The organism is Alicyclobacillus hesperidum (genome assembly GCF_900107035.1).
Lineage (GTDB): Bacteria > Bacillota > Bacilli > Alicyclobacillales > Alicyclobacillaceae > Alicyclobacillus > Alicyclobacillus hesperidum.
Genome location: NZ_FNOJ01000004.1, coordinates 18590 through 43886, shown reverse-complemented (window position 1 = coordinate 43886; position 25297 = coordinate 18590). Strand labels below are relative to the sequence as shown.

At 52.3% G+C, this 25297-nt stretch carries 27 protein-coding genes and 1 riboswitch; of the genes, 3 read left to right on the top strand and 24 right to left on the bottom strand.

Going from position 1 to position 25297, the window contains the following annotated elements:
- Window positions 1–31: 31 nt before the first annotated feature.
- The 14 genes from BLU70_RS03945 to topA all read right to left on the bottom strand — a co-directional run bounded on the left by BLU70_RS03945 (window position 32) and on the right by topA (window position 13543).
- On the bottom strand, window positions 32–727 hold the full coding sequence (locus tag BLU70_RS03945; protein ID WP_083341145.1) for a MotE family protein: 696 nt from the start codon (window positions 725–727) through the stop codon (window positions 32–34).
- Complete coding sequence (locus BLU70_RS03940) at window positions 718–1170, bottom strand: flagellar FliJ family protein (protein ID WP_074692252.1); 453 nt, start codon at window positions 1168–1170, stop codon at window positions 718–720. The genes BLU70_RS03945 and BLU70_RS03940 overlap by 10 nt, the downstream gene beginning before the upstream one ends.
- Entirely contained in the window at window positions 1167–2483 is a 1317-nt protein-coding gene (locus tag BLU70_RS03935; protein WP_143027477.1) for a FliI/YscN family ATPase, read from the bottom strand. The genes BLU70_RS03940 and BLU70_RS03935 overlap by 4 nt, the downstream gene beginning before the upstream one ends.
- Window positions 2467–3261 (bottom strand): FliH/SctL family protein, encoded by a 795-nt coding sequence (locus BLU70_RS03930; RefSeq protein ID WP_176780836.1) that lies wholly within the window; start codon window positions 3259–3261, stop codon window positions 2467–2469. The genes BLU70_RS03935 and BLU70_RS03930 overlap by 17 nt, the downstream gene beginning before the upstream one ends.
- Window positions 3254–4264, bottom strand: coding sequence for a flagellar motor switch protein FliG (gene fliG, locus BLU70_RS03925; protein WP_040289508.1), 1011 nt, complete (start codon window positions 4262–4264; stop codon window positions 3254–3256). Before fliG ends, BLU70_RS03930 begins: the two co-directional genes overlap by 8 nt.
- Before the next feature lie 32 nt (window positions 4265–4296).
- A complete protein-coding gene (fliF, locus tag BLU70_RS03920) occupies window positions 4297–5823 on the bottom strand; it encodes a flagellar basal-body MS-ring/collar protein FliF (RefSeq protein ID WP_074692244.1) in 1527 nt (508 codons plus the stop codon).
- A 38-nt stretch (window positions 5824–5861) separates the two neighbouring features.
- A complete protein-coding gene (fliE, locus tag BLU70_RS03915) occupies window positions 5862–6176 on the bottom strand; it encodes a flagellar hook-basal body complex protein FliE (RefSeq protein ID WP_074692241.1) in 315 nt (104 codons plus the stop codon).
- 20 nt (window positions 6177–6196) lie between these two features.
- Window positions 6197–6631, bottom strand: coding sequence for a flagellar basal body rod protein FlgC (gene flgC, locus BLU70_RS03910; protein ID WP_040289511.1), 435 nt, complete (start codon window positions 6629–6631; stop codon window positions 6197–6199).
- A 5-nt stretch (window positions 6632–6636) separates the two neighbouring features.
- The gene (gene flgB / locus BLU70_RS03905) at window positions 6637–7041 is read right to left on the bottom strand and encodes a flagellar basal body rod protein FlgB (RefSeq protein WP_074692235.1); all 405 of its coding nucleotides are present in this window, start codon (window positions 7039–7041) and stop codon (window positions 6637–6639) included.
- Between the two features lie 197 nt (window positions 7042–7238).
- Window positions 7239–8630, bottom strand: coding sequence for an ATP-dependent protease ATPase subunit HslU (gene hslU, locus BLU70_RS03900; protein WP_083341143.1), 1392 nt, complete (start codon window positions 8628–8630; stop codon window positions 7239–7241).
- 15 nt (window positions 8631–8645) lie between these two features.
- Window positions 8646–9188: an ATP-dependent protease subunit HslV gene (gene hslV, locus BLU70_RS03895; protein ID WP_006447063.1), complete on the bottom strand. Its 543-nt coding sequence runs from the start codon at window positions 9186–9188 to the stop codon at window positions 8646–8648.
- A gap of 19 nt (window positions 9189–9207) precedes the next feature.
- Entirely contained in the window at window positions 9208–10092 is an 885-nt protein-coding gene (locus tag BLU70_RS03890; RefSeq protein ID WP_244885112.1) for a tyrosine recombinase XerC, read from the bottom strand.
- 3 nt (window positions 10093–10095) lie between these two features.
- Window positions 10096–11409 carry an FADH(2)-oxidizing methylenetetrahydrofolate--tRNA-(uracil(54)-C(5))-methyltransferase TrmFO gene (trmFO, locus tag BLU70_RS03885; RefSeq protein ID WP_074692227.1) on the bottom strand — a complete coding sequence of 438 codons (1314 nt, stop codon included), beginning with the start codon at window positions 11407–11409 and terminating at the stop codon, window positions 10096–10098.
- A 28-nt stretch (window positions 11410–11437) separates the two neighbouring features.
- Window positions 11438–13543, bottom strand: coding sequence for a type I DNA topoisomerase (gene topA, locus BLU70_RS03880; protein WP_074692223.1), 2106 nt, complete (start codon window positions 13541–13543; stop codon window positions 11438–11440).
- A gap of 288 nt (window positions 13544–13831) precedes the next feature.
- Here topA and BLU70_RS03875 point away from each other — a divergent pair, with 288 nt between their 5' ends.
- Complete coding sequence (locus tag BLU70_RS03875) at window positions 13832–14746, top strand: MYG1 family protein (protein WP_244885111.1); 915 nt, start codon at window positions 13832–13834, stop codon at window positions 14744–14746.
- A 40-nt stretch (window positions 14747–14786) separates the two neighbouring features.
- On the opposite strand, the gene BLU70_RS03870 is transcribed toward BLU70_RS03875, so the two are convergent.
- The 6 genes from BLU70_RS03870 to BLU70_RS03845 form a co-directional block, all read right to left on the bottom strand.
- Window positions 14787–15608 (bottom strand): LysM peptidoglycan-binding domain-containing protein, encoded by an 822-nt coding sequence (locus BLU70_RS03870; RefSeq protein WP_040289515.1) that lies wholly within the window; start codon window positions 15606–15608, stop codon window positions 14787–14789.
- 7 nt (window positions 15609–15615) lie between these two features.
- Window positions 15616–15761, bottom strand: a riboswitch (cyclic di-AMP (ydaO/yuaA leader).
- 85 nt (window positions 15762–15846) lie between these two features.
- Window positions 15847–16650 carry a L,D-transpeptidase family protein gene (locus tag BLU70_RS03865; RefSeq protein ID WP_244885110.1) on the bottom strand — a complete coding sequence of 268 codons (804 nt, stop codon included), beginning with the start codon at window positions 16648–16650 and terminating at the stop codon, window positions 15847–15849.
- 159 nt (window positions 16651–16809) lie between these two features.
- Window positions 16810–17895 (bottom strand): DNA-processing protein DprA, encoded by a 1086-nt coding sequence (gene dprA / locus BLU70_RS03860; RefSeq protein ID WP_074692214.1) that lies wholly within the window; start codon window positions 17893–17895, stop codon window positions 16810–16812.
- Between the two features lie 124 nt (window positions 17896–18019).
- Window positions 18020–18922 carry a succinate--CoA ligase subunit alpha gene (gene sucD / locus BLU70_RS03855; protein WP_006447072.1) on the bottom strand — a complete coding sequence of 301 codons (903 nt, stop codon included), beginning with the start codon at window positions 18920–18922 and terminating at the stop codon, window positions 18020–18022.
- Between the two features lie 15 nt (window positions 18923–18937).
- Window positions 18938–20092 (bottom strand): ADP-forming succinate--CoA ligase subunit beta, encoded by a 1155-nt coding sequence (gene sucC / locus BLU70_RS03850; protein WP_006447073.1) that lies wholly within the window; start codon window positions 20090–20092, stop codon window positions 18938–18940.
- Window positions 20093–20275: 183 nt separating this feature from the next.
- Window positions 20276–20656 (bottom strand): hypothetical protein, encoded by a 381-nt coding sequence (locus BLU70_RS03845; RefSeq protein ID WP_040289517.1) that lies wholly within the window; start codon window positions 20654–20656, stop codon window positions 20276–20278.
- 145 nt (window positions 20657–20801) lie between these two features.
- On the opposite strand from BLU70_RS03845, the gene BLU70_RS03840 reads away from it, so the two are divergent.
- Together BLU70_RS03840 and BLU70_RS03835 are read left to right on the top strand one after the other, a co-directional pair.
- The gene (locus BLU70_RS03840; protein WP_074692211.1) at window positions 20802–22277 is read left to right on the top strand and encodes a YifB family Mg chelatase-like AAA ATPase; all 1476 of its coding nucleotides are present in this window, start codon (window positions 20802–20804) and stop codon (window positions 22275–22277) included.
- Window positions 22278–22352: 75 nt separating this feature from the next.
- Window positions 22353–23021: a polysaccharide deacetylase family protein gene (locus tag BLU70_RS03835; RefSeq protein ID WP_244885109.1), complete on the top strand. Its 669-nt coding sequence runs from the start codon at window positions 22353–22355 to the stop codon at window positions 23019–23021.
- A gap of 6 nt (window positions 23022–23027) precedes the next feature.
- On the opposite strand, the gene BLU70_RS03830 is transcribed toward BLU70_RS03835, so the two are convergent.
- The 4 genes from BLU70_RS03830 to BLU70_RS03815 are packed head-to-tail and all read right to left on the bottom strand — an operon-like array spanning window position 23028 to window position 25262.
- Window positions 23028–23414, bottom strand: a complete 387-nt coding sequence (locus BLU70_RS03830; RefSeq protein WP_074692206.1) for a YraN family protein — start codon at window positions 23412–23414, stop codon at window positions 23028–23030.
- Window positions 23386–23643, bottom strand: coding sequence for an EscU/YscU/HrcU family type III secretion system export apparatus switch protein (locus BLU70_RS03825; protein WP_006447076.1), 258 nt, complete (start codon window positions 23641–23643; stop codon window positions 23386–23388). The genes BLU70_RS03830 and BLU70_RS03825 overlap by 29 nt, the downstream gene beginning before the upstream one ends.
- A gap of 1 nt (window position 23644) precedes the next feature.
- Window positions 23645–24610: a hypothetical protein gene (locus tag BLU70_RS03820; protein WP_074692201.1), complete on the bottom strand. Its 966-nt coding sequence runs from the start codon at window positions 24608–24610 to the stop codon at window positions 23645–23647.
- Window positions 24603–25262: a ribonuclease HII gene (locus tag BLU70_RS03815; RefSeq protein ID WP_074692196.1), complete on the bottom strand. Its 660-nt coding sequence runs from the start codon at window positions 25260–25262 to the stop codon at window positions 24603–24605. Before BLU70_RS03815 ends, BLU70_RS03820 begins: the two co-directional genes overlap by 8 nt.
- Between the last annotated feature and the right edge of the window lie 35 nt (window positions 25263–25297).

Genomic DNA, 25297 nt, shown 5'->3' with positions numbered 1-25297 from the left:
CCCCCTTTCAACGAAACGTTCAGCACCAGAATCACGGCACTGAACTATTGCTATTGGCCCCTCCTAAGCCACTGATTCCGTTCCCAACAGCGTTCGCACCGGAACTGGATGTACCTGACGACGATTGCTGCCGCTCGTCGACGGCAGCTTGCTGCAGAATCGAGCTTGCTGTTGCGGTAGGTAGTGCCTGCAAGATAGGCCCCGAGACATCCGGCGTCATCTCAGCTACAGCCCATGCAGCCTTCGCGAGCGGCATTTTCTCAAGCACGAATGCTGCAGCGGAAGCATCCATTTGCGCTAATACCTTCGCCTCATCAGTGCCCTGTTGCACGTTCGATACCTGCGTCGCCAGTTGTGCTTTCAAAGATTTCACCTGAGCCGCAAGCGCAGAATTCTGAGACTTCGCCTTTTGCCACTCATGTGTTAGTTGTGCCACCTGATTTTGCAAGGACATAATCTGCGCACGCTCAACGACAATTGTCCGATGCAATGACGCAGTGGCATTCTGGTTGCCAGCCGCCGACGTGGAGTGCCCTCCAAACACAGATGACACCTTCTTCCAAACTGGCACACCGAGTACCTGGAGCGCACCGACCAAGACAGCAAGCGCAACAAGCAGAGGGATCACGATAACAAGTAGGATCCAGCCAAACTTATGCCCATTTCTCTCATCCTTCTGCTCTGCGACGCGATCCGCAGTCGAAGCATTCTTCTGCTTTATTGCCATCTATCTTCGACCGCCTTTCGGTAACGTTGCAGTGCAAGTTCGTCCATATCTCCCTGCTCCCGCTTTGCGTTCTCGATGCGATGCTCCAAATCCGCTGCATCGGACAAATGGACCCACGTTTGCGTCGCCACATGGCGGAGGTGGAGGCTTTCGCGAAGCTGCTCCAGTTCGGTTGCTGCTTGCCGCCATTCTCTCTCGACAGCAACAAGTCGCGTCTGTAGCCACCGCCCGTGAGCATCATACAATACCCATTTTCCGGAATCATCCATGATCGATTTACACTGTTGTCGCCTCACATCTTCTATAGACTCCTTAAGCCCATGCCACGCATGCTGCGCGCGCGCTTCGGCATCTACGGCTTGCATGTACTCCCGCAGAGCTACCCGCTCCAGCCCCTCCATCAATTTTCGATAACGGTGTGCAAATCGGCGAAAATCGCTCATGGTGCACCCCCTGTGAGAGCAGCAAGGCGCGCCATCGTTTCGGCAAAGGGAGTGTGTTCGTCCGCTTCTTGTTCAAGCAGTGCCCGAATCGCGGCGATTTTTTCGATCGCGATATCGACCTCAGCGTCTGTTCCGCTACGATAGGCACCAATGCGAAGCAAGTCCTCGACCTCTTGATACCGACTTAACCAATGGCGAACCAGACGAGCTTGCCGTTGATGATCCGAACTTGCCACGGTCGAAAATAAGCGCGAGATACTGGCCAGAATGTCAATTGCCGGATAGTGACCTGCATTAGCCAGCCTGCGCGAGAGCACAACATGTCCGTCCAAAATGCCACGAACCGCGTCGGCAATCGGATCGTTCAGATCGTCGCCTTCGACAAGTACCGTATAAAAAGCGGTAATTGCCCCCGTCTCGCCAGGCCCTGTTCGCTCGAGAAGCTGTGGAAGCAACGCGAAAACAGAAGGCGTATATCCGCGCGAAGACGGTGGTTCGCCGGCAGCCAGCCCCACTTCTCGCTGCGCCATAGCAAAGCGCGTGACCGAATCCATCATGAACGCTACACGTTTACCTGTGTCGCGAAAATGTTCGGCAATTGCTGTCGCAACAAAAGCCGCCTTCATCCGGATGTACGCCGGTTGATCCGACGTCGCGACGATGACGACGCTTCGGGCCAAGCCCTCTTCGCCTAAGTCCCGCTCAATGAACTCCCGGACTTCACGCCCTCGTTCACCCACCAACGCGATCACGTTCACATCCGCTTCGCTTCCGCGCGCAATCATCGACAAAAGCGTGCTCTTGCCGACACCACTGCCGGCAAACACGCCAACGCGTTGTCCTTCGCCAAGTGTCAGAAGCGCGTCGATGGCTCGAACTCCTGTGGCAAGGACATGCTCAATCCGCCGACGGCGAAGTGGGTGCACCGGCCGACCCCAAACCGGACGATAGGTCACATTCCCAGCAATGGCACCTTGGCCGTCATCCGGCTCTCCAAGTCCATTCAACACGCGCCCCAGTAGGCCTTGTCCGCAAGCGACTGCGAGTTGGCGTTGCAAATAGGTAACAGACGCCCCGGGAGCAATGCTCGCGATTTCGGATAAGGGCACCAAGAGCAGTTTATCTTCGCGAAAGCCCGCGACTTCCGCCAGACAAGCGTGCTCCCCCCCATGCACGAGACACAAATCGCCTAGCGATGTCCGTGGTCCCGTAGCCTCAATCGCCGTACCGACCAATTTCGTCACGCTGCCCTCCATCCGCAACAACCGACGGGTGCTGAGTTGCTCTGTTGCGGCCTCAAGCAGAGTCCACATCGCGGGCATCTCCTTCCTCCGCCAGCTTTGCGAGCCAGTCCGTCAATTCTCCGAGTCGTACCTGCATTCGCCCGTCGAGATGCACCGAATCCGCCCAGATATCGCAATCACCCGGATTCATTGACGGATCTGGGATTACCTGCACAGCCCATTTGCCCATGCCGCGCAGTGACCATTTGGGTTCAGCGTCACAGGCCGCCTGATAATCGTCAGGGTGCACACGTACACAGACGGAGGTCGCTTGAATGACCTGTTGCAACATCCCGTCCACGAGTTCGTCGATAGCCACAGGGGCAAGTAGCAGTTCGCGGCCGAGCAAGGCCTTGACAACACTGATGGCAAATTGGCTAAGCGCATGCTTTTGCGCCATCATGCGCCGCTGCCAATCGTCCTGCATATCTTTGGCCAACGCCTCAAGCTTGTCATACTCGGCTTGTTTCCACGAAGCTAATTCCGACGCCGCTGCCGCAAGGCCTTGCTGCATTCCTTCGGCATACGCCTGTTGCCGGACTTGTTCCGCGCTGGCACGCGCCTCTTCGCGTGCGCGTGCCACTATTTCCTGCGCCTCGACAATCGCTCGTTGCAACATCAGAGCGCGTTCCCGCTCGCCTTGCTCGATCGCGATCTGGCGAAGTCGTTGCACTGCTTCCTCCTCCAAGTCGGGGGTTCGCACAGACATCTCGACTTCACCACTCGCAGGACGTCGAACAGGGATATCGGGAATTTCAATCTGATCGACATGCGGGACAATCTGCGCGTGCTTTACGACGTTAGACAATGATATCGTCCCCCCCGCCACGCGAGACGACAATTTCTCCGATATCCTCCAGATGACGAATGACACCAACAATTCGCTGCTGCGCATCTTCAACGTCGCGCAGTCGAACAGGTCCCATGTACTCCATGTCTTCTTGGAACTGCTCTGCCATGCGCTTGGACATATTGTTAAACAGAACGTCTTTAACATCTTCACGGGCAACCCTTAAGGCAAGCTGCAGATCGCGCGCATCGACCTCGCGAATGACTCGTTGAATGGCTTTGGAATCGAGGAAAATGATATCCTCGAACACAAACATCCGCTTTTTGATCTCGTCGACCAAATCTGGATCGCGCGTCGCGAGCTGTTCAAGAATGCTTTTTTCCGTACTGCGATCGACGCCGTTCAATATGTTGACAACAGCCTCAATCCCGCCTGTATGAGAATTGTCCACCGCCGTCATGGTCGAGAGTTTCGATTCAAGAATTTCTTCCACTTCTGCAATGACATCAGGCGACGTGCCTTTCATGGTAGCGATTCGCCTCGCCACGTCCGCTTGTAGCTCCGTCGGCAATTCTGAGATGATCATCGCAGCTTGACTCGGCTCGAGATACGACAGCACCAAAGCCACCGTCTGTGGATGTTCATCCTGTAAGAATCCCAATACCTGATTGGGATCTGCCTTGCGGGCAAAGTGAAAAGGACGCACCTGCAGAGCAGACGTCAAACGGGCAAGCACATCCTGCGCCGACTGGGGACCAAGAGCGCGCTCCAACACCTCCCGAGCGTAGTCGATACCCCCCGTCTGGATATATTCCTTGGCCATCGCGAGATCCCGGAACTCCTCCAGAATGGATTCCCGCTGTTCCATGCCAACTTTGTTGACGTTGGCAATTTCGAACGTCAGCTGCTCCACTTCATCTTGAGATAGGCGTTTAAAAATCTCAGCTGCGACATCTTGACCTAACGCGATGAGAAGCACAGCTGCCTTTTGCTTGCCGGACAAAGACGATCGGCGTTGCATCTCATCGCCTCCTTGCTACCATCACAGTTTGGTCACTCCGATAACCAAGAACGCAGTAAACTTGTAAAATCGTCCGGCCTTTGCTTTGCAAGGTTCACCAGTTGTGAACGAAGTACTTCTTCTTCCGTCAATGGGAGTTCTTCCAACTCGTGTTCAAACACGTCCGATACAACTGTGGGTATCTGCAACTCCTTCGCCTGCATTCGTCGACGACGATACCAGACCATGCCTCCCCCGATAGCAAGTAATAGCAACGCGCCAAGCGCATAAATGAATCGATGTGAACTCGGAGCTACCATGGTTGTCGGTTGTTGCATCGACGTGAACGGAACAGCAGACACGCTGACTTGGTTTTTCCCCTGAGTTTGCGTTCCTCCCAGAACTCCCGCGACAAAATTCTTGATCTGAGCCTGCACAGCCGGGGTAATGCTTTGATCGTTGCTATTCAGTAAGACGCCGACCGAGTAGCCTTGCACTTGCATCGGATCGGACGTAGTCTGCTGGTTTTGATAGCTAAATGCGTAATTGGTTGTCGTGTCAGACGACGTCGAATTTGACCCCGCACTACCACCGGCTGCATAGGTGGAGTTGAGGTTCGGATTGCTCCCTGCTTGCCCTACAGCACCACCTGTTCCGGTTCCATTGGTGGTCTGCGACTTGTCAACCTGAGTGCTCGTGACAAAACCGTTCGTCGAACCGGGGGCATTGTACAACACATGGGAAGTCGTCTCCGTTTGGTTAAACGTGACATTCGCGTGCACCACAACGACCGCGTTTTGTGCGCCAACAATCTGTTGGAGACCCGAAACCAGTTTTTGCTGAAGGTCATTTTCGAGTTTTTCCCGCATCGCTAACTCTGACGAAGCCGATCCCGTGACCGTCGATCCAGTCGACGGCGTATCACTTGACAAGGTATCGCCGTACTGATCCACCACCGTGACATTGCCAACACTCAACCCTTGCACAGAGTGCGCCACAAGTTCTTGGATACCAGCAACTTGCGCCGGTGACAATTGCACACCGGTGCCAAGCGTGACAAACACCGATGCTTTCGCATCCGACGTGGGCTGCGTCACAAACAACTGCTGTTCGGGCATGACGATATGCACCTGAGCGGATTCTACGCCGTTAATACTCGCAATGGTCGCATTCAGGCTCTGTTGCAGAGCATCGAGCACCTGGATATTAAATTGGTCTTGTGTCAACCCAAACGATGTGCTCACGCTTGAGTATCCAACATAACCAGATTGCGGCAACCCAGCCATTGACAGCTGTATGCGAGCTTCATCCGCCTCACGTGCTGGAACTAAAACCGCAGTACCCTGAATTTGGTTAGGGATTTTCAGTGTATCAAGTTCTTGCTGTACCTGGCCGAGCGATTTGTCATCGAGGCCCTCCATAATGGTCACATAATGTGGACGCGAAACGACGAAAACGATGGTCGCAAGTGCGGCCAACGCAGCCACAAAAGCAATTATGGCGTTGCGTCGGGCAAAGGGAGAAAGTCCCACCCATCTCCCTTTCAAATTCGTCCACATCCCCCGCAGGGTTTCATTCAATGCATCTCACCCTATTTCAATCATCGCAATCACAACGATTAAATTTGCATGTTCATCATCGTCGAGTACGCTTGCTGCACGCGAGTCGCCACTTGGGACATCATGTCAACCGCCAACGTTGCTTGCGATTCGGCAATCATCAATTGCGCCGTCGAAACGGGTCCGCCCGCCGCGTAGGAGACAGCCATTTGGTCAGCTGACTGGCTTAACGAATTCACCTGATCCATTGCATGAGCCAGAAACGCTCCAAAACTCGTGCCTGAGGTACTCCCAGCTCCCCCAGACTGGCTTCCACCTAAAGAGCCAGGCGTAGCCAATGCGCTTGACACATTCGACACAGTTGCCGGAATCATGATCAACCATCCATTCCAATTTATTTACCAATACTCAGTGCGCTTACCGCCATTTGTTTTGCGGCATCAAATGCCGTCGCGTTGGCCTCATAGGCTCGCGAAGCTTGAACAAGATCGACCATTTGCGTTGCGATATCGACGTTAGGCATTTTCACATATCCATTCACAGCATCCGGGCTTGATGGGTCATAGACCAGTTGAAAGGGACTTGTATCTTGAGTAATAGAGGAGACTTCAACACCGCCACCTCCATACGTCATGGCTTGCCCGAGCGTAGTTTGAAAGCTTGCCGGCTGTTGTACCGCTTGGAAGTTCACGATTTCCGAGCGATAGGGCCCTCCTTGCGGCGTGCGTGTCGTATTCGCATTTGCAATATTGTTGGCAATCACGTTCATCCAGAGTTGATTGGCCGCCAGCCCGCTGGCACTGATGTTCATGCTGGAATTATCAAGCATTCAACTCAACTCCCCGTAATGGCAGTCCGCAACCGTGTTATGCGATCTGACACATCCTGAACCAACGTGTCGTACCGGACTTGATTTTCCGCGAGCAGCGTCATCTCTTGAGTAATGTCGACGTTATTGCCATTGTTGTCGACAGTTGTCGAATTGTCGGTATAAACAACCGGGGTGACATTGGGCAACGCGTTGAGATTTACGGAATTCTCGTCCGTGCCGACAGGGATGTGATACTGACCCATCAGAGCCTGTCCGGTCCCGTTCAGTGCATTTTGCAGGTAAGACTCAAACGCAACATCTTGACGCTTATAACCTGGCGTTTCAGCGTTTGCAATGTTGTTTGCATACACAGATTGGCGTAGAGTAGAGGCATTTATGGAACTTTGCAGCAGTTGAAATACGTTCATTCGACTCGCCCCGATACAAATTGTGACTAGATTCGATACGAAACTACAAATTCGGCACACCAGAGTCGAATCCTGCTATGTTGATCGATAAACAAAAAAAAGTATTTAATGACGTTCATATTCCATATAAAAAAAGGAGTGAAACCGCAATTCGGTTCCACCCAAATTCTCGATATAACATTGACGAACGCCACAGTCTACAAAATAAATTGGCTTAAATCGCGGTTGACAACAATCCCTCCCAGCTTTTCATCGACATACTGCCGTGTAATTTGAATCGACGGAAGATTGACATCCGGCGCCTCGAATGAGAGATCCTCAAGAACTTTTTCAACTAGCGTGTGCAATCGCCGCGCGCCAATATTTTCGGTTTCCTGATTCACCTGCTGTGCCATTTCGGCAATTCTTGCAATGGCGTCCTCGGTAAACTCAACCCGAATGCCCTCAGTCTCCAATAAGGCCGTGTATTGCTTGAGCAAAGAATGTTCGGGTTCTTGCAGAATGCGCATAAAGTCTTCCTTTGTCAGCGGCTCCAGTTCTACTCGAATCGGGAAACGTCCTTGCAACTCAGGAATCAAATCTGAAGGCTTGGCGACATGGAAAGCGCCCGCGCCTATAAACAACATGTAATCGGTTTTCACCGCACCGTACTTGGTTGAAACGGTGGACCCCTCTACAATCGGGAGGATATCCCTCTGAACACCTTCTCGCGACACATCAGGGCCACGCTGTTCCCGCCCTGCGATTTTATCCATTTCATCAATAAAGATAATTCCATGGTTTTCTGCTCGATAAATCGCCTCCGCCGTCACGGCGTCCATGTCGATGAGCTTCTGAGCTTCCTCCTGCGTGAGCACTTTGCGAGCCTCACGAACGGTCATCTTGCGCTTGCGCGTCGACTTTGGTAAAAGATTTCCCAGCATTTCTTGCAAATTGCCGATGCTCTCAGGACCAACTCCCGGCATAAAGCCTAACGCCGGCGTGGATTGTTCTTCCACATCAATTTCGACGTACTTATCCTCCAGCTCACCCAGAAGCAGTTTATGCTTCGTGCGCCGCCGCTCTTCACGCACGCCATCAGAACTCGGTTCCGCGGTATGGTTTGTATTCGGTGTGCCTCCAAACAACATCTCAAACGGATTTTTGACCCGCGATCGCGCTCCTGGATCCGGTACAAGCGCCTCGACGATGCGATCGTTCGCACGTGCTTCCGCATCGTCCTTTACCTTTTCCGCGTGTTCTGTCTTCACCATACGCACAGCCGTCTCGACTAAATCGCGAACCATAGCCTCGACATCGCGGCCTACATAACCGACTTCGGTGAATTTGGTTGCCTCCACCTTAATGAACGGCGCACCCACCAACTTACTTAGACGTCGTGCAATTTCGGTTTTGCCTACACCAGTAGGTCCAATCATCAAAATGTTTTTGGGCGTTACTTCAGCTTGCAACTCCGGACTTAATTTCGCTCGACGTGACCGGTTGCGAAGAGCAACAGCCACAGCTCGTTTGGCTGCGCGTTGGCCGACGATGTATCGGTCAAGATGCTCCACAATCTGGCGTGGCGTCAATTCACGCTCCATCACCATTCGAATACCTCCTCGTCACTCGACGACTTCCAACACGATGTGATCGTTCGTAAAAACGCAGATTTCAGATGCGATCTCCAAAGACTTGCGGGCAATATCCGCAGGTGGCAAATCGGTATTACGAGCAAGTGCCCGTCCCGCCGAAAGTGCAAATGCTCCACCTGAGCCAATCGCACAAATGCCATCGTCCGGTTGGATGACCTCACCTCCACCGGAAACAATTAAGAGATCCGTCCGATTCATCACGATAAGCATCGCCTCAAGCTTTTGCAAAATTTTATCTGAGCGCCATTCCTTCGCCAATTCAACAGCCGATCGTTGTAGATTTCCTTGAAACTCCTCTAGGCGCTTTTCGAATTTCTCAAACAGAGTAAACGCATCGGCGACCGAACCGGCAAATCCAGCCACCACCTGATCTTTGTAAAGGCGTCGAACCTTGCGCGCCCCTTGCTTCATGATCATGCTGTTACCCAATGTCACCTGGCCATCGCCAGCCATTGCACCTTTACCATCTTTAAGTATGGCGAAAATGGTCGTCGCATGCATCGATATGTCCATCCCGTTCGCTCCTATCGTTCTATTTTAATTCGGCTCGCGGATGCGCCTCGAGATACACTTTTGTCAAACGTTCGCGGCTCGTGTGAGTGTAAATCTGTGTGCTAGACAAGCTGGCGTGCCCAAGCAGTTCCTGAACACTCCGCAAGTCGGCGCCACCATCGAGCAAATGCGTAGCAAATGAATGACGTAAACCGTGCACATGGATATGTCGCAACCCAGGAACTTCGCGAAGCCTTTGATCCAATATACGCCGGACACTGCGATCTGATAGACGCGTACCACGTTGGTTTACAAATAACGCCGAACATGTGGCGACCGTACCTCGCGCATCCAAATATCGTTGGAGTGCCGCGATAGCCTTGCTACCTAGCAACACATAGCGTTCCTTTCCACCCTTACCCATGATATACGCATAGCCGTCGCTCAGTGAAAAATCTCCGATATCAATGCTTACACATTCACTCACACGAACCCCCGATGCGTAGATACACTCGAGAAGAGCCCGATCGCGCAGGGAAGCGAAATCACGTCCGTCAATATGATCAAGAAGTTGCGAAACTTCTTCTTGATATAAGTACTTAGGAACAGGCTTGTCACGCTTGGGCAGCGTCAGCAATTGAAGAATATCGCGCTCGATTGCGCCTTCTCGCTCAAGAAACGCAAAAAAAGAGCGATAGCACGACAATTGGCGTGATACGCTTGCCTTCGATTTGCCTTCCGCCAGTTTATCGGCAATGAACGTACGAATCTCTCTGGTGGACAGAACCGCCACGTCCGTTATGCCCCGCCTTGCGAGCCACGCGCACAATTGCTTTAGGTCTCGCTCGTATGCCTGCAAGGTGTTCGGGCTCCACCTTGCCCTGAATTCGTCTACAAAACGCACAATCCATTCTTCCAACGCCATCATTCAACTCACCCGTGTACTTGCAATACACTCGGACAAATCCGCCAGCGCGCGATGCGCATACGCTTCATTACGTTGCCGTTTATCCTTAATCGGTTCTGATAACGGCGGAAACAGTCCGAACGTGGCATTCATAGGTTGGAAATTATCCCCAGATGTATGTGTGATGTAGTGAGCGAGACTGCCAATTGACGTTGTATGGGGCATTGTCACAGGATCTAGGTTCGCTGCTATACGCGCCGCATTGATCCCAGCAACCAAACCCGACGCAGCCGATTCGACATAGCCCTCGACGCCTGTGATTTGTCCGGCAAACAATAGCTCCTGTCGAGCCTTCGATTGATATGTAGGTAGTAGCGTCCGCGGACTATTGATGTACGTATTCCTATGCATAACACCATAACGCACGATCTCCGCATTTTCGAGACCCGGAATGAGCGCAAACACTCGTTTCTGCTCGCCCCACTTCAAGTGTGTCTGGAACCCCACAATATTAAATAGAGTCGCGGCTCCATTGTCTTGACGCAATTGAACAACGGCGTAAGGTCGTTTTCCTGTTCGCGGATCACGAAGTCCAACCGGTTTCATCGGACCAAACAACAACGTCTGCCGGCCGCGAGCTGCCATCGCCTCAATCGGCATGCAGCCCTCAAAGTACTTTTCCTCTTCGAAATCTTTCAATTCAGCGCGTTCCGCATGAATCAACTCTTCGTAAAAGCGATTGAATTGGTCTTCGTCCATGGGACAATTTAAATAGGCGGCTTCCCCTTTATCGTAACGGGATTGTAGAAATACCTTGTCCATGTCGACAGACTCCTTCGTCACGATGGGGGCCGCTGCGTCAAAGAAGTAAAGGTAATCGTGACCAATGAATCGCCGAATGCTGTCTGACAATGCGGGTGACGTGAGAGGGCCAGTGGCGACAACGCAGATTCCCTCCGAAGGAATTTCCAGAACTTCCTCACGGCGCACTTCAATGTTTGGATGCCCTTCTACAAGTTCCGTAACACGTGCGGAAAAACGTTCGCGATCCACGGCCAATGCACCGCCTGCCGGAACTTGATGTTCATCGGCAGCCTTCATAATGACCGAATCTAAACGACGCATCTCTTCCTTCAATAAGCCGACAGCGTTTGTGATGCTAGCCGCACGAAATGAGTTGGTACACACCAACTCCGCAAACTGTTCTGTGTGATGCGCCGGCGTCTGACGCACCGGACGCATTTCGTACAAAACGACCTGCACACCGCGTTGCGCAGCCTGCCAAGCAGCTTCAGCTCCAGCCAGACCAGCACCAATCACAGTAACCTTCTTCATTGTGAGCACTTCCTTACGAACTGAGTCTTTAAGAAGATTTCCGCGAACCACTTTCAGCAAAAGCCGGGGCGTGCGGATGCGCTTTTTCGTTACTGCAAAAGACCGTGACCTTTCCCTTAGACTGCCTTTCTACCATCGGATGACCACATGTCGGGCAGGACTGGCCAGTTGGGCGTTGCCACAACACGTAGTCGCAATCAGGATATCCACTACATCCGTAAAATACCTTTCTCGTCTTACCCCGTCTTTCGAGTAAGGGCTTCCCGCACTTAGGACAATTGACACCAGCTTCCTTGACAATTGGTTTTGTGTTACGGCACTCGGGAAAGCCCGGGCAAGCAAGAAACTTTCCATACCGTCCGGTTTTGTATACCATCATCCGCCCGCATTTATCGCAAGGCACATCAGAAACTTCATCCTTGATCTCGACATGTTCGAGCGAGGATTCCGCCTCCTCTAGATTCTTCTGGAAGTCGTGATAAAAGTGATCAATCAATGCAACCCAGTTCGCTTCACCATCTTCCACCGCGTCAAGCTCTTGTTCCATGTTGGCTGTAAAATCGACGTCAATCAGTTGGTTGAAGTTTTCCTTCAGCAAATTCACGACAATTTCGCCTAACTCGGTTGGGAGGAAACGCTTTTGCTCCAATACAACGTAACCGCGCTTTAGGATCGTATCAATTGTCGGAGCGTATGTGCTCGGTCTGCCAATCCCGAGTTCCTCCATCGCCTTGACAAGGCTTGACTCCGAGTACCGCGGCGGTGGCTGGGTGAAATGCTGCTCCGGGCGCACATCTGCGACACTCAGCACATCACCTTCCTCGACAGGAGGCAACAGCTTTCCATTTTCATCACTGTCTGCATCATCATTTCCCTCAATATAGACGGCCATGAAACCAGGGAAACGGACCACCGATCCGGTAGCGCGAAACCACGCCCCGTTGATTTCAGAATCCACGGTTGTCGTATCCAAAATGGCAGACGCCATCTGGCTCGCAATAAAACGTTCCCAAATTAACTTATAAAGCCGATACTGGTCTCGCGAGAGATGATCCTTTAATTTGTCCGGATGGCGATGTACAGATGTCGGACGGATACCCTCGTGCGCATCTTGAGCATCTTCATTTTTGGCATATTGTCGCGGTTTATCTGGTACATAATCCACACCATATTCCGCCTGAATAAACGCTCTCGCCTCTTCTTGTGCCGACGCTGCAATACGCGTCGAGTCAGTACGCATATACGTGATAAGACCCACGGTCCCCTCACCGGGGATATCAAGACCCTCGTACAACTGTTGTGCGACCGACATGGTCTTATACGCTCGAAACCCCAACTTCCGCGCGGCCTCCTGCTGCAAACTGCTCGTGGTAAACGGCGCGGCCGGGTTGCGACGACGTTCGGACTTTTTGACGCGACGAACAGTCAATGCCTGATTGTCCATGCGCCGCAACAGTTCTTTTACAGCATCCTCATTGGGTAGGCTCGTCTTTTCTTGATCATAGCCATAGAACCGCGAAATCAACTTTTTGGAACCCACATTCGCGATGGCGTCAACCGTCCAATATTCCTCCGGCTGAAACTTCCGAATTTCATTTTCACGATCCACAATCAAGCGCACGGCAACCGACTGTACACGTCCGGCAGACAAACCTTTTTTGACTTTACGCCACAGTAAAGGACTTAACTGATAACCGACAAGGCGATCCAAGATCCGTCGCGTCTGCTGGGCGTTTACCAAGTCCATGTTGATCTTGCGAGGATGTTTAAAGGCCTGCTGCACGGCGTCCTTTGTGATTTCATGAAACACGACGCGGCAGTCTTCCTCGGGATTCAAGTCGAGGATGTGTTGTAGATGCCACGCGATGGCTTCCCCTTCACGGTCAGGGTCGGCCGCGAGAAACACCTTTTTGACCTTCTTACTTGCGTTGCGAAGTGTTTTGATCACATCACCTTTACCGCGAATTGTAATATATTTGGGTTCAAATCCATGATCCACATCGACGCCCAACTGCGACTTAGGTAAATCCCGTACGTGTCCCATGGAGGCTTTAACGGTGTATCGACTTCCTAAATATTTACCAATCGTCTTTGCCTTGGCCGGCGACTCGACGATAACCAAATAATCCGCCACAGCATATCCTCCTGTTCGTCGTACGCCTTGGCAGTGCCGTTCCTTAGTTCAACCCATATTATCACCGGAACAAAAATCTTTGCAAACAAGGCCACTTTTATATTGCGCGATTTGCAATCGGTTTTCCATCGTGAATCGTGTCGAATTTCTTCTATTATTTATAATGCGAGCAGTGAGTACGGATCACACCAGCACGACAGTTGTACAGCCGAGCGATTGATGTTAACGTGAAATCATATGCGCGGTGTCATCCGTGTTGGATGCATGAGCGAAAGGTGGTCAACAGCAATGAAAATTGGCACCCATCACGGGAAATTTCACGCGGACGAAGTGTTCGCCGTCGCAATTCTGCGTCAACTGTATCCGGATGCAGAGGTGGTACGCTCGCGTTCACCTCAAGCGCTCGCTACCTGTGATATTGTTGTCGACGTAAACGGCTCACCGTATGACCATCACACAGTTGAAAAAGTATACCGTGCAAACGGTTTACCTTTTGCATCCGCTGGGCTAATTTGGAGGGACTTTGGCGCTGCGTTGATTTCGCACTTCGGTGTTGAAGATGAGGGAAACCGCAACATCGTGCACGCACACATTGATGAAAAACTTATTCAAGCGATTGACGCCATTGACAACGGCATAGACCTGGACAGAGACACCCGTATTAAGGGCATTTCTGAATTGGTAGGATCCTTTAACCCGCCATGGAACGCGGCCGATGATGAAAACGAGGCATTCGAACGTGCTGTCCGCTTTGCGACTGTCATTCTCGACAATTATATACGGCACGAAATTAGCCGGATCGATGCGGTAGAGATTGTAAAAACAGCTTTTCAAGCTCGAACGGAGCCATCTCTTATGGTCCTTCCGAGGTTCTGTCCATGGACAGAGACTTTAATGGAATTGGACACACAGGCAAGTGTATTGTACGTTGTGTTTCCAGACAAAACTGGACAGTATCGCCTACAGGTCGTGCCGAAAAGCCCTCGCAGCTTCGAGGCGAGAAAGCCCCTTCCTGCCTCTTGGGCAGGAAAAGAAGGAGCGGAGCTCGCCGAGGCATGTGGTACCATAGACGCTACATTTTGTCATCCAGCGCGGTTCATCGCAGGTGCACACAGTTTAGAGGGCATACTACAGATGGCTCGACAAGCAATCGCGTCGCCAAGCGATGTCGAACTTTCAAAAACAGGTCAAAAACTTCAATAGGGTGGAACATCAGTGTGCTCCACCCTAATAAACGTACGTATCACTTTGCAAAAACCAAATTCCCAATCTGACGAATCACCGGTTGCTGACGTACCCAACTGCCCGCTGGCGTTTCGGACGGATTGTAAAACACCAGCGCACCGGGAACCAGGTCTTGTCCTTTTTGTAGAACGTCCTCTGCTGCTGTAATGCTGGAGCTGTTTGGTGCTGTGTAAATATATCCGTTTGCAACGCTCGTAAACTGGTAGTGGCCGTTACTCACTTGAAACACGACCTGCTGAACCGTGTTCCCGTACCCACCCGCTGCGATACGATGCATAATGACATCTCCTACCGCAATTTGCGCCTGCAGAGATTCCCCGCCTGCTTCAGCGTTAATCACGTGTTCAAGCCAATATAAATTGCTTGTAGTATCGGATGTGGGTGCGGCAACATGGGCATTGACCGCCTGATTTGCTTGTCTGGTTCCATTTGTCGTAGGAGTAGTTTGGGCGGATGTGATCGGAACGCGGATCGTCGAACCAATTTGCAAATTTTGCGGATTGACTTGTGGATTCGCATCCAGCATGGCACTAAGAGTAACTCCATAATGTCGACCAACCGTAAACAAGGTATCCCCTGGCTTGACCACGTACGCTGTGGGGCTCGGAACTTGCACGGTAGCACCCACCTGTAGATTCATCGGATCCATACCAGGATTCGCTGCTTCAATACTTTGCACAGAAATACCAGCACGATGAGCAATTGACCATAGCGATTGCCCCGGTGCGACTTTAACGGTCGCGGCCATCGCGGTCGAAACACCAAATGCACTGGTCAGACACATCGTCGCTGCTGCGAGTAACCAATGTTTTTTACGCAATCTGCCCAAATCCTCTCGTTCTGCCTCCGGGGTTAGTTGTCGGGTTCGGGTGACGAGACACCCGTCGCAGATGGCGATTCACCCCAAGGTCTTACAACCAAGAAGTCCCCCGTACCCCAGATCATCAATCTGGAGATTCGGCTTAGTATTTGACGACGAAGAGTATAACAGCAAGGACATAGCGTATGTAAGATAAAAAGTATTACATCACATGATATATATGGTGACTTGATGGATGTTAGTGTTGGTCTTGCGGATCACCAATCGTTACCAACGTTCCGTAATCCGTTAACTCCCATAACCGTTTCGAGTCGTGAATGGCCAATTCCACACATCCCGCACTTTGCGGAATACCGTAGCGAGATCTGGAAAGGCCATGCAGCGCTTCACCCTGGTAGAAAAAGCTTACATACGGTACATGGTCTACATGATACGGTTTGCCGCTTGGTCCAACACCGTCCATGCTTTGCTCCCGATTGCGTAGGTAAATCACATGCGTGCCTGTGTGCGTAGGTGCCGCATCGACGCCGGTACTGCACGGGGCCGAGAAGATCCAGGATCCGTTTTCCCATACGCGAACTATCTGCGGGATCGACTGCTTGACATATACATACCGATACGGGCGGAACGTGCCAAGGACACACGTGGAAGAGAGCGCAATCGCCCGAAATACGGCTGGACCCGCGAATCCATCCGGCCGCAGACCATGATCCATTTCAAAAGTCATGACTGCACCTCGGGTCAACTCGTTATAGCGACAAGGGTCCCATAACTCCCGTAGGGTATCCGGTACGTTTGTGTATTTCCACGTAAATACACCGATATCTGGATCGTCCCGGCCTGCTCGATACAATCTGTCCGTCGGGACCAAAGGACGGAAGGTGAAGGGTAAATACCCTAGTTCGACCAACTGCTCATGTAACCAATACACACGCGGATCTGTGTCGCCAATTGTAAGGACATGTGGAGCGACCGAAACTCGATCTCGGTCACAATAGTCCGCACCGTATGCGCAATGCGCAGGTACAATTGCAACGCTCATACAAGTCAAACACACGCTGCACCATCGTACGCATCTCTGAATCCAAGTACGCGCCGTATCGAGACCGAACACTGCGATCACCCCATAGACCTAGGGTGATATGCAAGTCTTCAGCTTAGACAAGGAATCATTTTACACACATGAATCATCAATCCCATTTTACAATATCACCTGGTATCGACCGTCGGGCAGCTTTTCAACCAGGTGCTCCACCTCTAGTTCCAATAATGTGGCATAGATGTGCCCAGGGGGCATTGACAATAAGAGTGCCAATTCTCCGGCCCGAAGCGGACCGTCCTCGGCCAGCCTATCGTACACTTGGGCTATATGTTTTGGCACTTGTTTGCGCACGGTTGTCGTTGCGTCTCCAATGCCAAATTGGTCCTGAAGCAATATTGCCGGATCGACCAGCGGGATGGCTCCGTCAAATAACAATTGGTTCGATCCGCGACTGGCGCGCGAGGTGATGGGCCCCGGCACGACGTAGACGTCGCGGCCAATATCAAGTGCGACGGCCGCTGTGCCAAGTGCACCGCTACGCTCGCCCGCCTGTACTACGACAGTACTATTGGATATACCCGCAATGATGCGGTTGCGCTCCGGAAAATGGTGCTTACGTACCAAGGAACCTGGAGCATATTCGCTCAGAAGTAGTCCCCGCTCGCCAATTTCGGCATAAAGTCTCGCATGAGATGGTGGATAGCACACATCCACGCCGGAACCGAGAACGGCGACAGTCGCTCCACCTGTCGCAAGGGCTGCTTCATGTCCAATGGCATCGATCCCCAACGCCATACCGGAAACGACAATGCCTCGGGCTTCCGCCACCGTCGTTGCGATCCACTTGGTGGCGGTCACTCCATAAGCAGTGGCGCGCCGCGTCCCAACCACAGCGACGGACATAAAAGAATTGAGCAAATCAACATTGCCCCGCGCAAACAACACCTCGGGCGGATCAAACAAAGCTTCAAGTTTTTGTGGATAAATTGGATCACCGCGTACGATACACACAATGTTCTGTTCGTTGAGACGAGCCTCCAACACACTGATGTTGGGGGACGATTCCCGCCATGCTACCATGCGGTGAACGGTTTGCGCATGCAACCGTACAGACTCGGCCCAGTCTGATTCATCCGCGTTTGACAATGATGTAGCCGAGCCAAACACGTGCAGCATTCGTCTCCATGTGCCTGGTTCCAATCCTGGGCAGAGCGCCCAGAAAAGTCGCAGTTCCCGTTCCGTCACAAGTACCCACACCTTCCGTCATCGACCTAGCTTTATTGTCGAATTCGACATAGGAAGCGTCGATTGCAGATCGTAAAAAAGCCACCCGAGGCATATCGCTCGGATGGCTTTTTGTCACAATTCGTTAATGGGTTTTGCAGACTTCCAACAACCCGCGTTCCTCTAACAACGTATACAGTGTGGATCCCATTTCCGACGGCGTCGGTGCAACGCGAATACCGCACTCTTTCATTTTCTCGATCTTGGATTCAGCCGTACCCGATCCGCCCGAGACAATAGCACCAGCATGGCCCATGCGCCGGCCAGGAGGCGCCGTCGCACCTGCGATAAAGCCAACTACGGGCTTTGTCATGTTCTGCCGGATCCATTCCGCCGCCTCTTCTTCTGCTGTACCACCAATCTCGCCAATCATGATGACCGCTTCAGTGTTCGGATCATCATTAAACATTTTTAACACGTCGACGAAATTGGTCCCATTCACCGGATCGCCACCGATACCAACAGCAGTAGACTGGCCAATACCGCGAACCGTCAATTGGTATACAGCTTCGTAGGTTAAGGTACCAGAACGCGAGACCACGCCAACCTTCCCTGGCGTGTGAATGTACCCTGGCATAATACCGATTTTGCATTCGCCAGGTGTAATCACACCCGGACAGTTTGGCCCGATGAGCCGCGTGTGCTTACCTTCCATGAACCGCTTGACCTTCACCATATCCAACACTGGAATACCTTCGGTGATGCAGATGACGAGGTCAAGTTCAGCGGCGACCGCTTCCATAATTGCATCGGCTGCAAACGCGGGTGGTACATAGATGACGGACGCGTTTGCACCAGTTTCACGAACTGCTTCCTCGACTGTATTGAAGACCGGCAGCCCTTCTACCGTGGTACCGCCCTTACCAGGTGTCGTACCGCCGACGACATTCGTGCCGTAGGCCAAAGCCTGTTGCGTGTGAAACAAGCCTGCCGAGCCGGTAATGCCCTGAGTAATAACACGCGTATCTTTATTTACCAAGATGCTCATGATGGAATTCCCTCCTTACACAAGCGCGACGATCTTCTGCGCCGCATCGGCCAGCGAATCGGCCGCCACGATGGAAAGACCTGATTCGTTGAGAATCGCCTTGCCCTGTTCAACGTTCGTACCTTCCAATCGCACAACCAACGGTTTGTCCAATCCGACCTGCTTGGCTGCCGCGACCACACCATTCGCAATGACGTCGCACTTCATGATGCCACCGAAAATGTTGACGAGAATTCCTTGTACTTTCGGATCGGAAAGGATGATCTTAAATGCTGCCGTCACCTTTTCTTCGCTCGCGCCACCACCGACGTCCAGGAAGTTAGCCGGAGCCCCGCCATAGTATTTGATAGTGTCCATCGTCGCCATCGCCAGGCCGGCGCCATTGACCATGCAACCGATGTTTCCATCGAGCGCGATATAGCTGAGGCCGTACTTGGAAGCTTCAATTTCCTTTGGATCTTCCTCGTCTTCATCGCGCAGAGCCACGATATCAGGATGGCGATACAACGCGTTATCATCAAAGTTCAATTTGGCGTCCAGCGCAAGAATGTCGCCTTCGCCCGTCAAGACGAGCGGATTAATCTCCGCGACGGAACAATCCTTGGCAACAAAAGCGTTATAAAGGCCCATCATAAATTGAACCGCCTTGCGGACAGCCGTTGGCGGCAACTCGAGCTTATACGCCAGATTGTTGGCTTGGAATGGATTTAATCCCGTCGCCGGATCAATCGTTTCGCGGAAAATCTTCTCTGGGTGTTGTGCTGCAACCTCTTCGATCTCGACCCCGCCTTCTTGGGACGCCATCATCACGATCCGCCCTTGCGCGCGATCCAGAACTAGCCCTATGTAGTACTCCTTTCGGATGTCAGTCAGCTGTTCAATTAAAAGTCGCTTAACAACTTTGCCCTCCGGGCCAGTTTGGTGAGTAACCAAGGTTTTCCCAAGCAACTCCCGTGCGTTGGCCTCAACTTCTTCGAGCGACTTCGATACTTTGACGCCGCCCGCTTTACCGCGGCCGCCCGCGTGAATCTGAGCCTTTACAACAGCCTTGCCGCCAAGCTCCTTCGCCGCAGCAACCGCTTCCTCAACGGTAAAGGCAACCTTGCCTTGCGGAACCTTCACGCCAAACTCGGCCAGCACGGCCTTCGCCTGATACTCGTGGATGTTCACGATGCCAGTCCTCCTTTGTCCACCCGTACCGAAACGGTACCATAAAAACCGGACGAACGTCGTCTGAGCGTTCGTCTTGTTTTCTCTATCAGAATAGAACTTCTAGGAGCGTTTGACAACGTCTCGTCCGGTTTAGGCCCTGTAAACGCATACAATCGAACCTTGACAAAACGATACTTCATTTCATAGCCACGGGTGTAGGAGACAGCATAGATAAGCGAACGCAAATGTTCCGACGAGCGTACCAAGCACTTTCATTGCCCCCCGCTCCTTCAATACATAGAGCGTCAGTCCCAAGGCAAGACCAATCGTATTCGTGAACAGGCTGACGACGAGAGCCCCGGCCCTCCATCCGACAGGACACAGTCCCACGATCGCAAAAGCCACAGCCACGACAGCCAACGCGTAGCAGGTGTAGCGCAAAAGCCACAGCCCAGTCAGCCCTTCGTACGGTGCACCACGGTGCTTTCTATCTCGGCGACGCTGATAGGCTCGTAAGTCAATCACCTGCCCCCGCTTGCCATGGGAGTTGGATTTGTCCATTCGTTTTCGTGGGCTTTCCATGTCGGCTCCCTCCTGAAACTCGTCTCCTAGTGAGACGATGCGAACGAGATTCTTCCCTACATTATGGCTGACATCCCCGCAAATTGCTATATCTAGTCCATGCTCAGACTTGCGTGATCGCACGCAATCACGAAGAGGTGATTACATGCTAGGACGTGCCGTCAGCGCCGTTCACAATGGCATTCAATCTGAACTCGTGTATGTCGAGGCCGATGTTAGTTCTGGTTTCCCTCGTTTTTCCATCGTAGGGCTACCCGATTCTGCCGTTAACGAGGCCCGCTTACGAATTCGCTCGGCCTTTCACAACTGCTCTTTACCATTTCCCAAAGGCCGTATCACGGTGAACTTACAACCAGCCTCTCTCCGCAAACAGGGCTCGGGGCTCGACCTCGCCATCGCAATCGCCATCCTTCGCGCTGAAGGTATGCTGGTAGAAAGAAAACAAACGGCTTTTCTTGCGGAACTAGGACTTGATGGCTCACTCGTCCCGGCCGAGGCGACCGTCGGACTCGCTTTGCGCCTAGCCGAAGCAGGCATACAAGAGTTGTACGTAGCACCAGGTCCACCCATTCCAGGACCACTTGCCAGTCTCATGAACATCGTAGCCTCGTCTACCCTGACACAAGTTGTCGCTCAGCTTACAAACCATCCGCCAGTGTGTGCTGTACCATCAAGAACATCAATGGACGACAAAACCTCTCGACAAGATGCGACAATTCCCTTCGATATGCTCGATTCCCTGCCCAATCGAGCATTTGAAAAACGGCTACTTGCCATTAGCGCTGCAGGCAGACATCCACTTTTGTTCATCGGGCCGCCTGGCGTTGGTAAAACGACGCTGAGCCATCGTCTCATCGATCTCTTACCAAATCTGTCTGAAGCGGATGCGTTGCGCTCATATGCGTACCACGAGTTGGTGAATCCGAATGCCCAATTTAGTTTGCGACCACCACTGCGGGAACCACACCATACGCTAACGCCAGCCGGACTGACTGGAAGCGGATCGCCCCCTCGTCCAGGAGAAGTCACACTTGCCGATAACGGCGTTCTCCTCCTTGACGAGTGTTTCGAATTCTCAAAAGCCACTTTGAATGCTCTTCGCGAACCGCTCACGAGTGGGGTAATACATGTTTCACGAAACGGACGCACAGCCAGTCTGCCAGCGCGCTTCTTACTTGTCGGCACCGCCAATCCATGTCCCTGTGGATGGCGAGGCTACGGAGAATGTCGATGCCTCGAACATGATGTCCGTCGATATTGGAGTCGCTGCCCGGGGCCGCTTTTGGACCGCATCGACTTGATTCACTATATGAACCGTGTTCCAGACGGTACGAATAATCCATTAGGCAGCCGCGATCCTGTAGCATTTGAATTGCGACAAGCGGTAAGCCAAGCACGCGCGATACTTGAACCTGTCGACGAGTTAGACCCCATAAAGCAATTTCAACCCCGAGCTGTCTCCATGTTGACACACCTGTGCGACAAACTCTGTGTCACAGAGCGCGTTGTCGTACAAACCGCTAAGTTAGCGAGGACCATCGCCGCGCTGGATCGACGAGATGAGATTCGTGTAGAGGACGTCGAGGAAGCATTTGCGCTTCGTTCATCAGCAAGACGTTAGGTATTGTGGTGTACGGATAGAAGGACTGAGGGTATGGAATATTAAGGTGAGTGACTTCGCGGGAGGGAGACACGTTTGCGGTTTACACGAAAAAGATGGCTTTTGACATACTTCACGTTGACCTCGATCGGGAGCTGGTTTTGCATCCCGGCGACAACAAATGCGCAAACGCCACCAACAAACGAAAAAGTACTCTATCTGACGTTTGACGATGGCCCAAGCGAGCGGTACACGCCCAAGTTGCTTGATGTCCTTCGCGAATCAAAGACACCGGCTACATTCTTTGTCCTAGGTCACCGGTGTGAACAGTTCCCTGCCATTGTCCGCCGTATGGAGCGCGAAGGGCATGAATTGGGAAACCACGGTTTTACGCATACAGATCCCGCAAAACAAGCTGTCACGACAATGACTCGCGATATCGAAATGGCAGACTCGGCCATCATTCGCGCCTGCGGCAAAAAACCAGTTTATTACAGACCACCTTACGGTTCCATTAAGCCAGATGAAATCGCGTATGTCCACCGCCTTGGCCATCCGATCGCGCTGTGGACAGTCGATTCGGAAGATTGGAAAGCCGAATCCTCCCGCAGTATCGTCGAACGCGTTGAGCAGGAAGCTCACCCAGGTTCCATCATCCTATTTCACGATGGCATCAGTACCAGTCGGTACACGGTGGAAGCCATCCCGACCATTATTAAGGACTATAAAGCAAAAGGGTACATATTCCGCACACTCCCCGTGTAAATCGACTTAATCCGGGTAGATTCGCACATGCTGGATATCGACCACGACGTTCCGATGTATACGGAGACCTACCACGTCTAGGCAGACATGTTGCGCAATATCGCGAGAAAGGCGCGCCGCATATCCTTCAGCCTGGTGAACAAGGCGGATCAACTGTGCGTTGCATAGGGCCTCGAGCGGCGCGCCAAACCTATCTGACCGACGCGTCTTGACTTCGACAAACACGAATGTTGTTCCGGTTTTTGCTACAATATCAATTTCGCCATATGGTGAACGGACATTTCGATCTATTACTTCCCAGCCGAGACAGCGGATCAGATAATTTTCCACAAATTTTTCGCCAAACTTGCCGATGGCGATCGAGTTACTGCTGTTTTTTAGATCGGTAAACATATGCCAGAACCTCGGCAACTGCCCGATACAACTCGGGAGGAATAACGTGATCGACCTCAAGGCGGATAAGGGTGTCGACAAGTTCCTCATTTTCTACAATCGGGACCGTATTGGCTGTTGCCGTGTGGATGATGGCCTCAGCCACTTCGCCGGCACCCTTCGCAACCACTCTCGGCGCTCCTTCGCGTTGCCGGTCATAACGCAGCGCCACGGCACGCTTTTGCACCACGTCAGAAGACCTCCTCATGTGTACTGACAGACCATCCTGCAAGTTCCCAACCATGCTGGGCCAAGGGCTTTTGGAGGGCTTGGCGCCCATCTGCGAGATATTGATGAATCGAAAGATTATCACTTGTAAAGTGCACAAACATTTGTGGCCGTTGCGCCGTAATAAGACAGGTAACCGGCGAGCCGTTAACTTCGAGATCAATTTGAATGCGATGAACTAACTTACCTGCATGACCGATTCTCGTGCGCCGCTCAGCCTCCCACTTGACAGCTCGATAGGGAGGTTTGTCTTGGCCGGGCAAAAAAAACAATCCTGCCCCCCGACGTTCATATGCGTTATCCATCACAGCGGCTGTAAGTCTATCCTGCAATGTCCAATGTTCAATGCGACGACGATCAGCGGCACTATGTGCCTGTGCAAAGACCTCATTCCCAACCGAAGCGAAAGGCAGCAAAGGGGGATCAGTTTGCATTTGCAAGGAAACCTCTTTCGTTGTGGAACTAGACTCAGACGCGTCAGAGAGTATGCCCCATAATGCCTGAACCGCTCGCTCAAAATGATTCACTTGCTCACTTTGCGAGGTCGCAACTGCCTCACCAGACATGATTGCCCCATCTTCTACCGGAATGTTCTCCTCATCGACACTTGGTAGCGTCCGTTGCTGTTCGAGATGCGTGTTCGAAACGGCGCTATGGGACGTAAATAAATGCTGCACAAGCAATGCCTTCCACGCCCATTCTGCCTTCAGCCATATCGGATTTTGCAGCAATCGATAAGGAATGTGCTGCTCTAATGAGAACAGTTCCTCGTCAAGTGCAACCAGTGCGGCTTCCGGTAAGGCGCGTACAGACCCTTCGGTGGTTCTTTGATCTGTACGATCCAAAGGCAACCTAGGCGCGGGACGGACTTCCTGCGTCGGTGCCGGCGCACGATCCAGCCTTCCCGACGAGATTGGGGAATTATCCACTTTCCTCCATCCTCCTATCGGCTAGGCAAGCTCGAACGGGTGCAAACGTCAAGCGATGATACGGCGTGATACCATATTCACGAAGCGCGTTCAGGTGCAATTTCGTCGCGTATCCAACATGGCTGTCAAATCCGTATTGAGGATACTCGCGATGTAACCGTATCATCCATTCATCGCGATACACTTTTGCCACAATAGAAGCTGCCGCAATAGACAGAGACCGCATGTCGCCTCCAATCACGGGTAGACACGCCAGATGTGTAGATGCCGGCACATGGCCGTCAATAAGAGCCAGCTCGACAGGAACATCCAATTTTGCGAGGGCTCGTCCCATAGCAAGTTGGGTGGCGCGCAAGATATTGAGTTCATCGATTTCTCGTGAACTGACTTCGCCGATCCCGATTGACACTGCACGTTGACGTATGAGCTTGGCCAACTCCTGGCGCCGTTTTGAAGTGAGCTTCTTGGAATCCGTCACACCTATCAAATCTAAAGACGCATCTTCTTCGAGCGGAAGAACGACCGCCGCAGCCACGACTGGGCCCGCGAGACACCCTCTGCCAACCTCGTCTACGCCGGCGATTGTCAACGAACCGGCCATCGCCGAATCAAAACGCGCACGACTGTACCAAGCCTGGCGAGATCCCAGCATGCAACCGCCTCCTCAACATCCAGTCTACGGCCAGT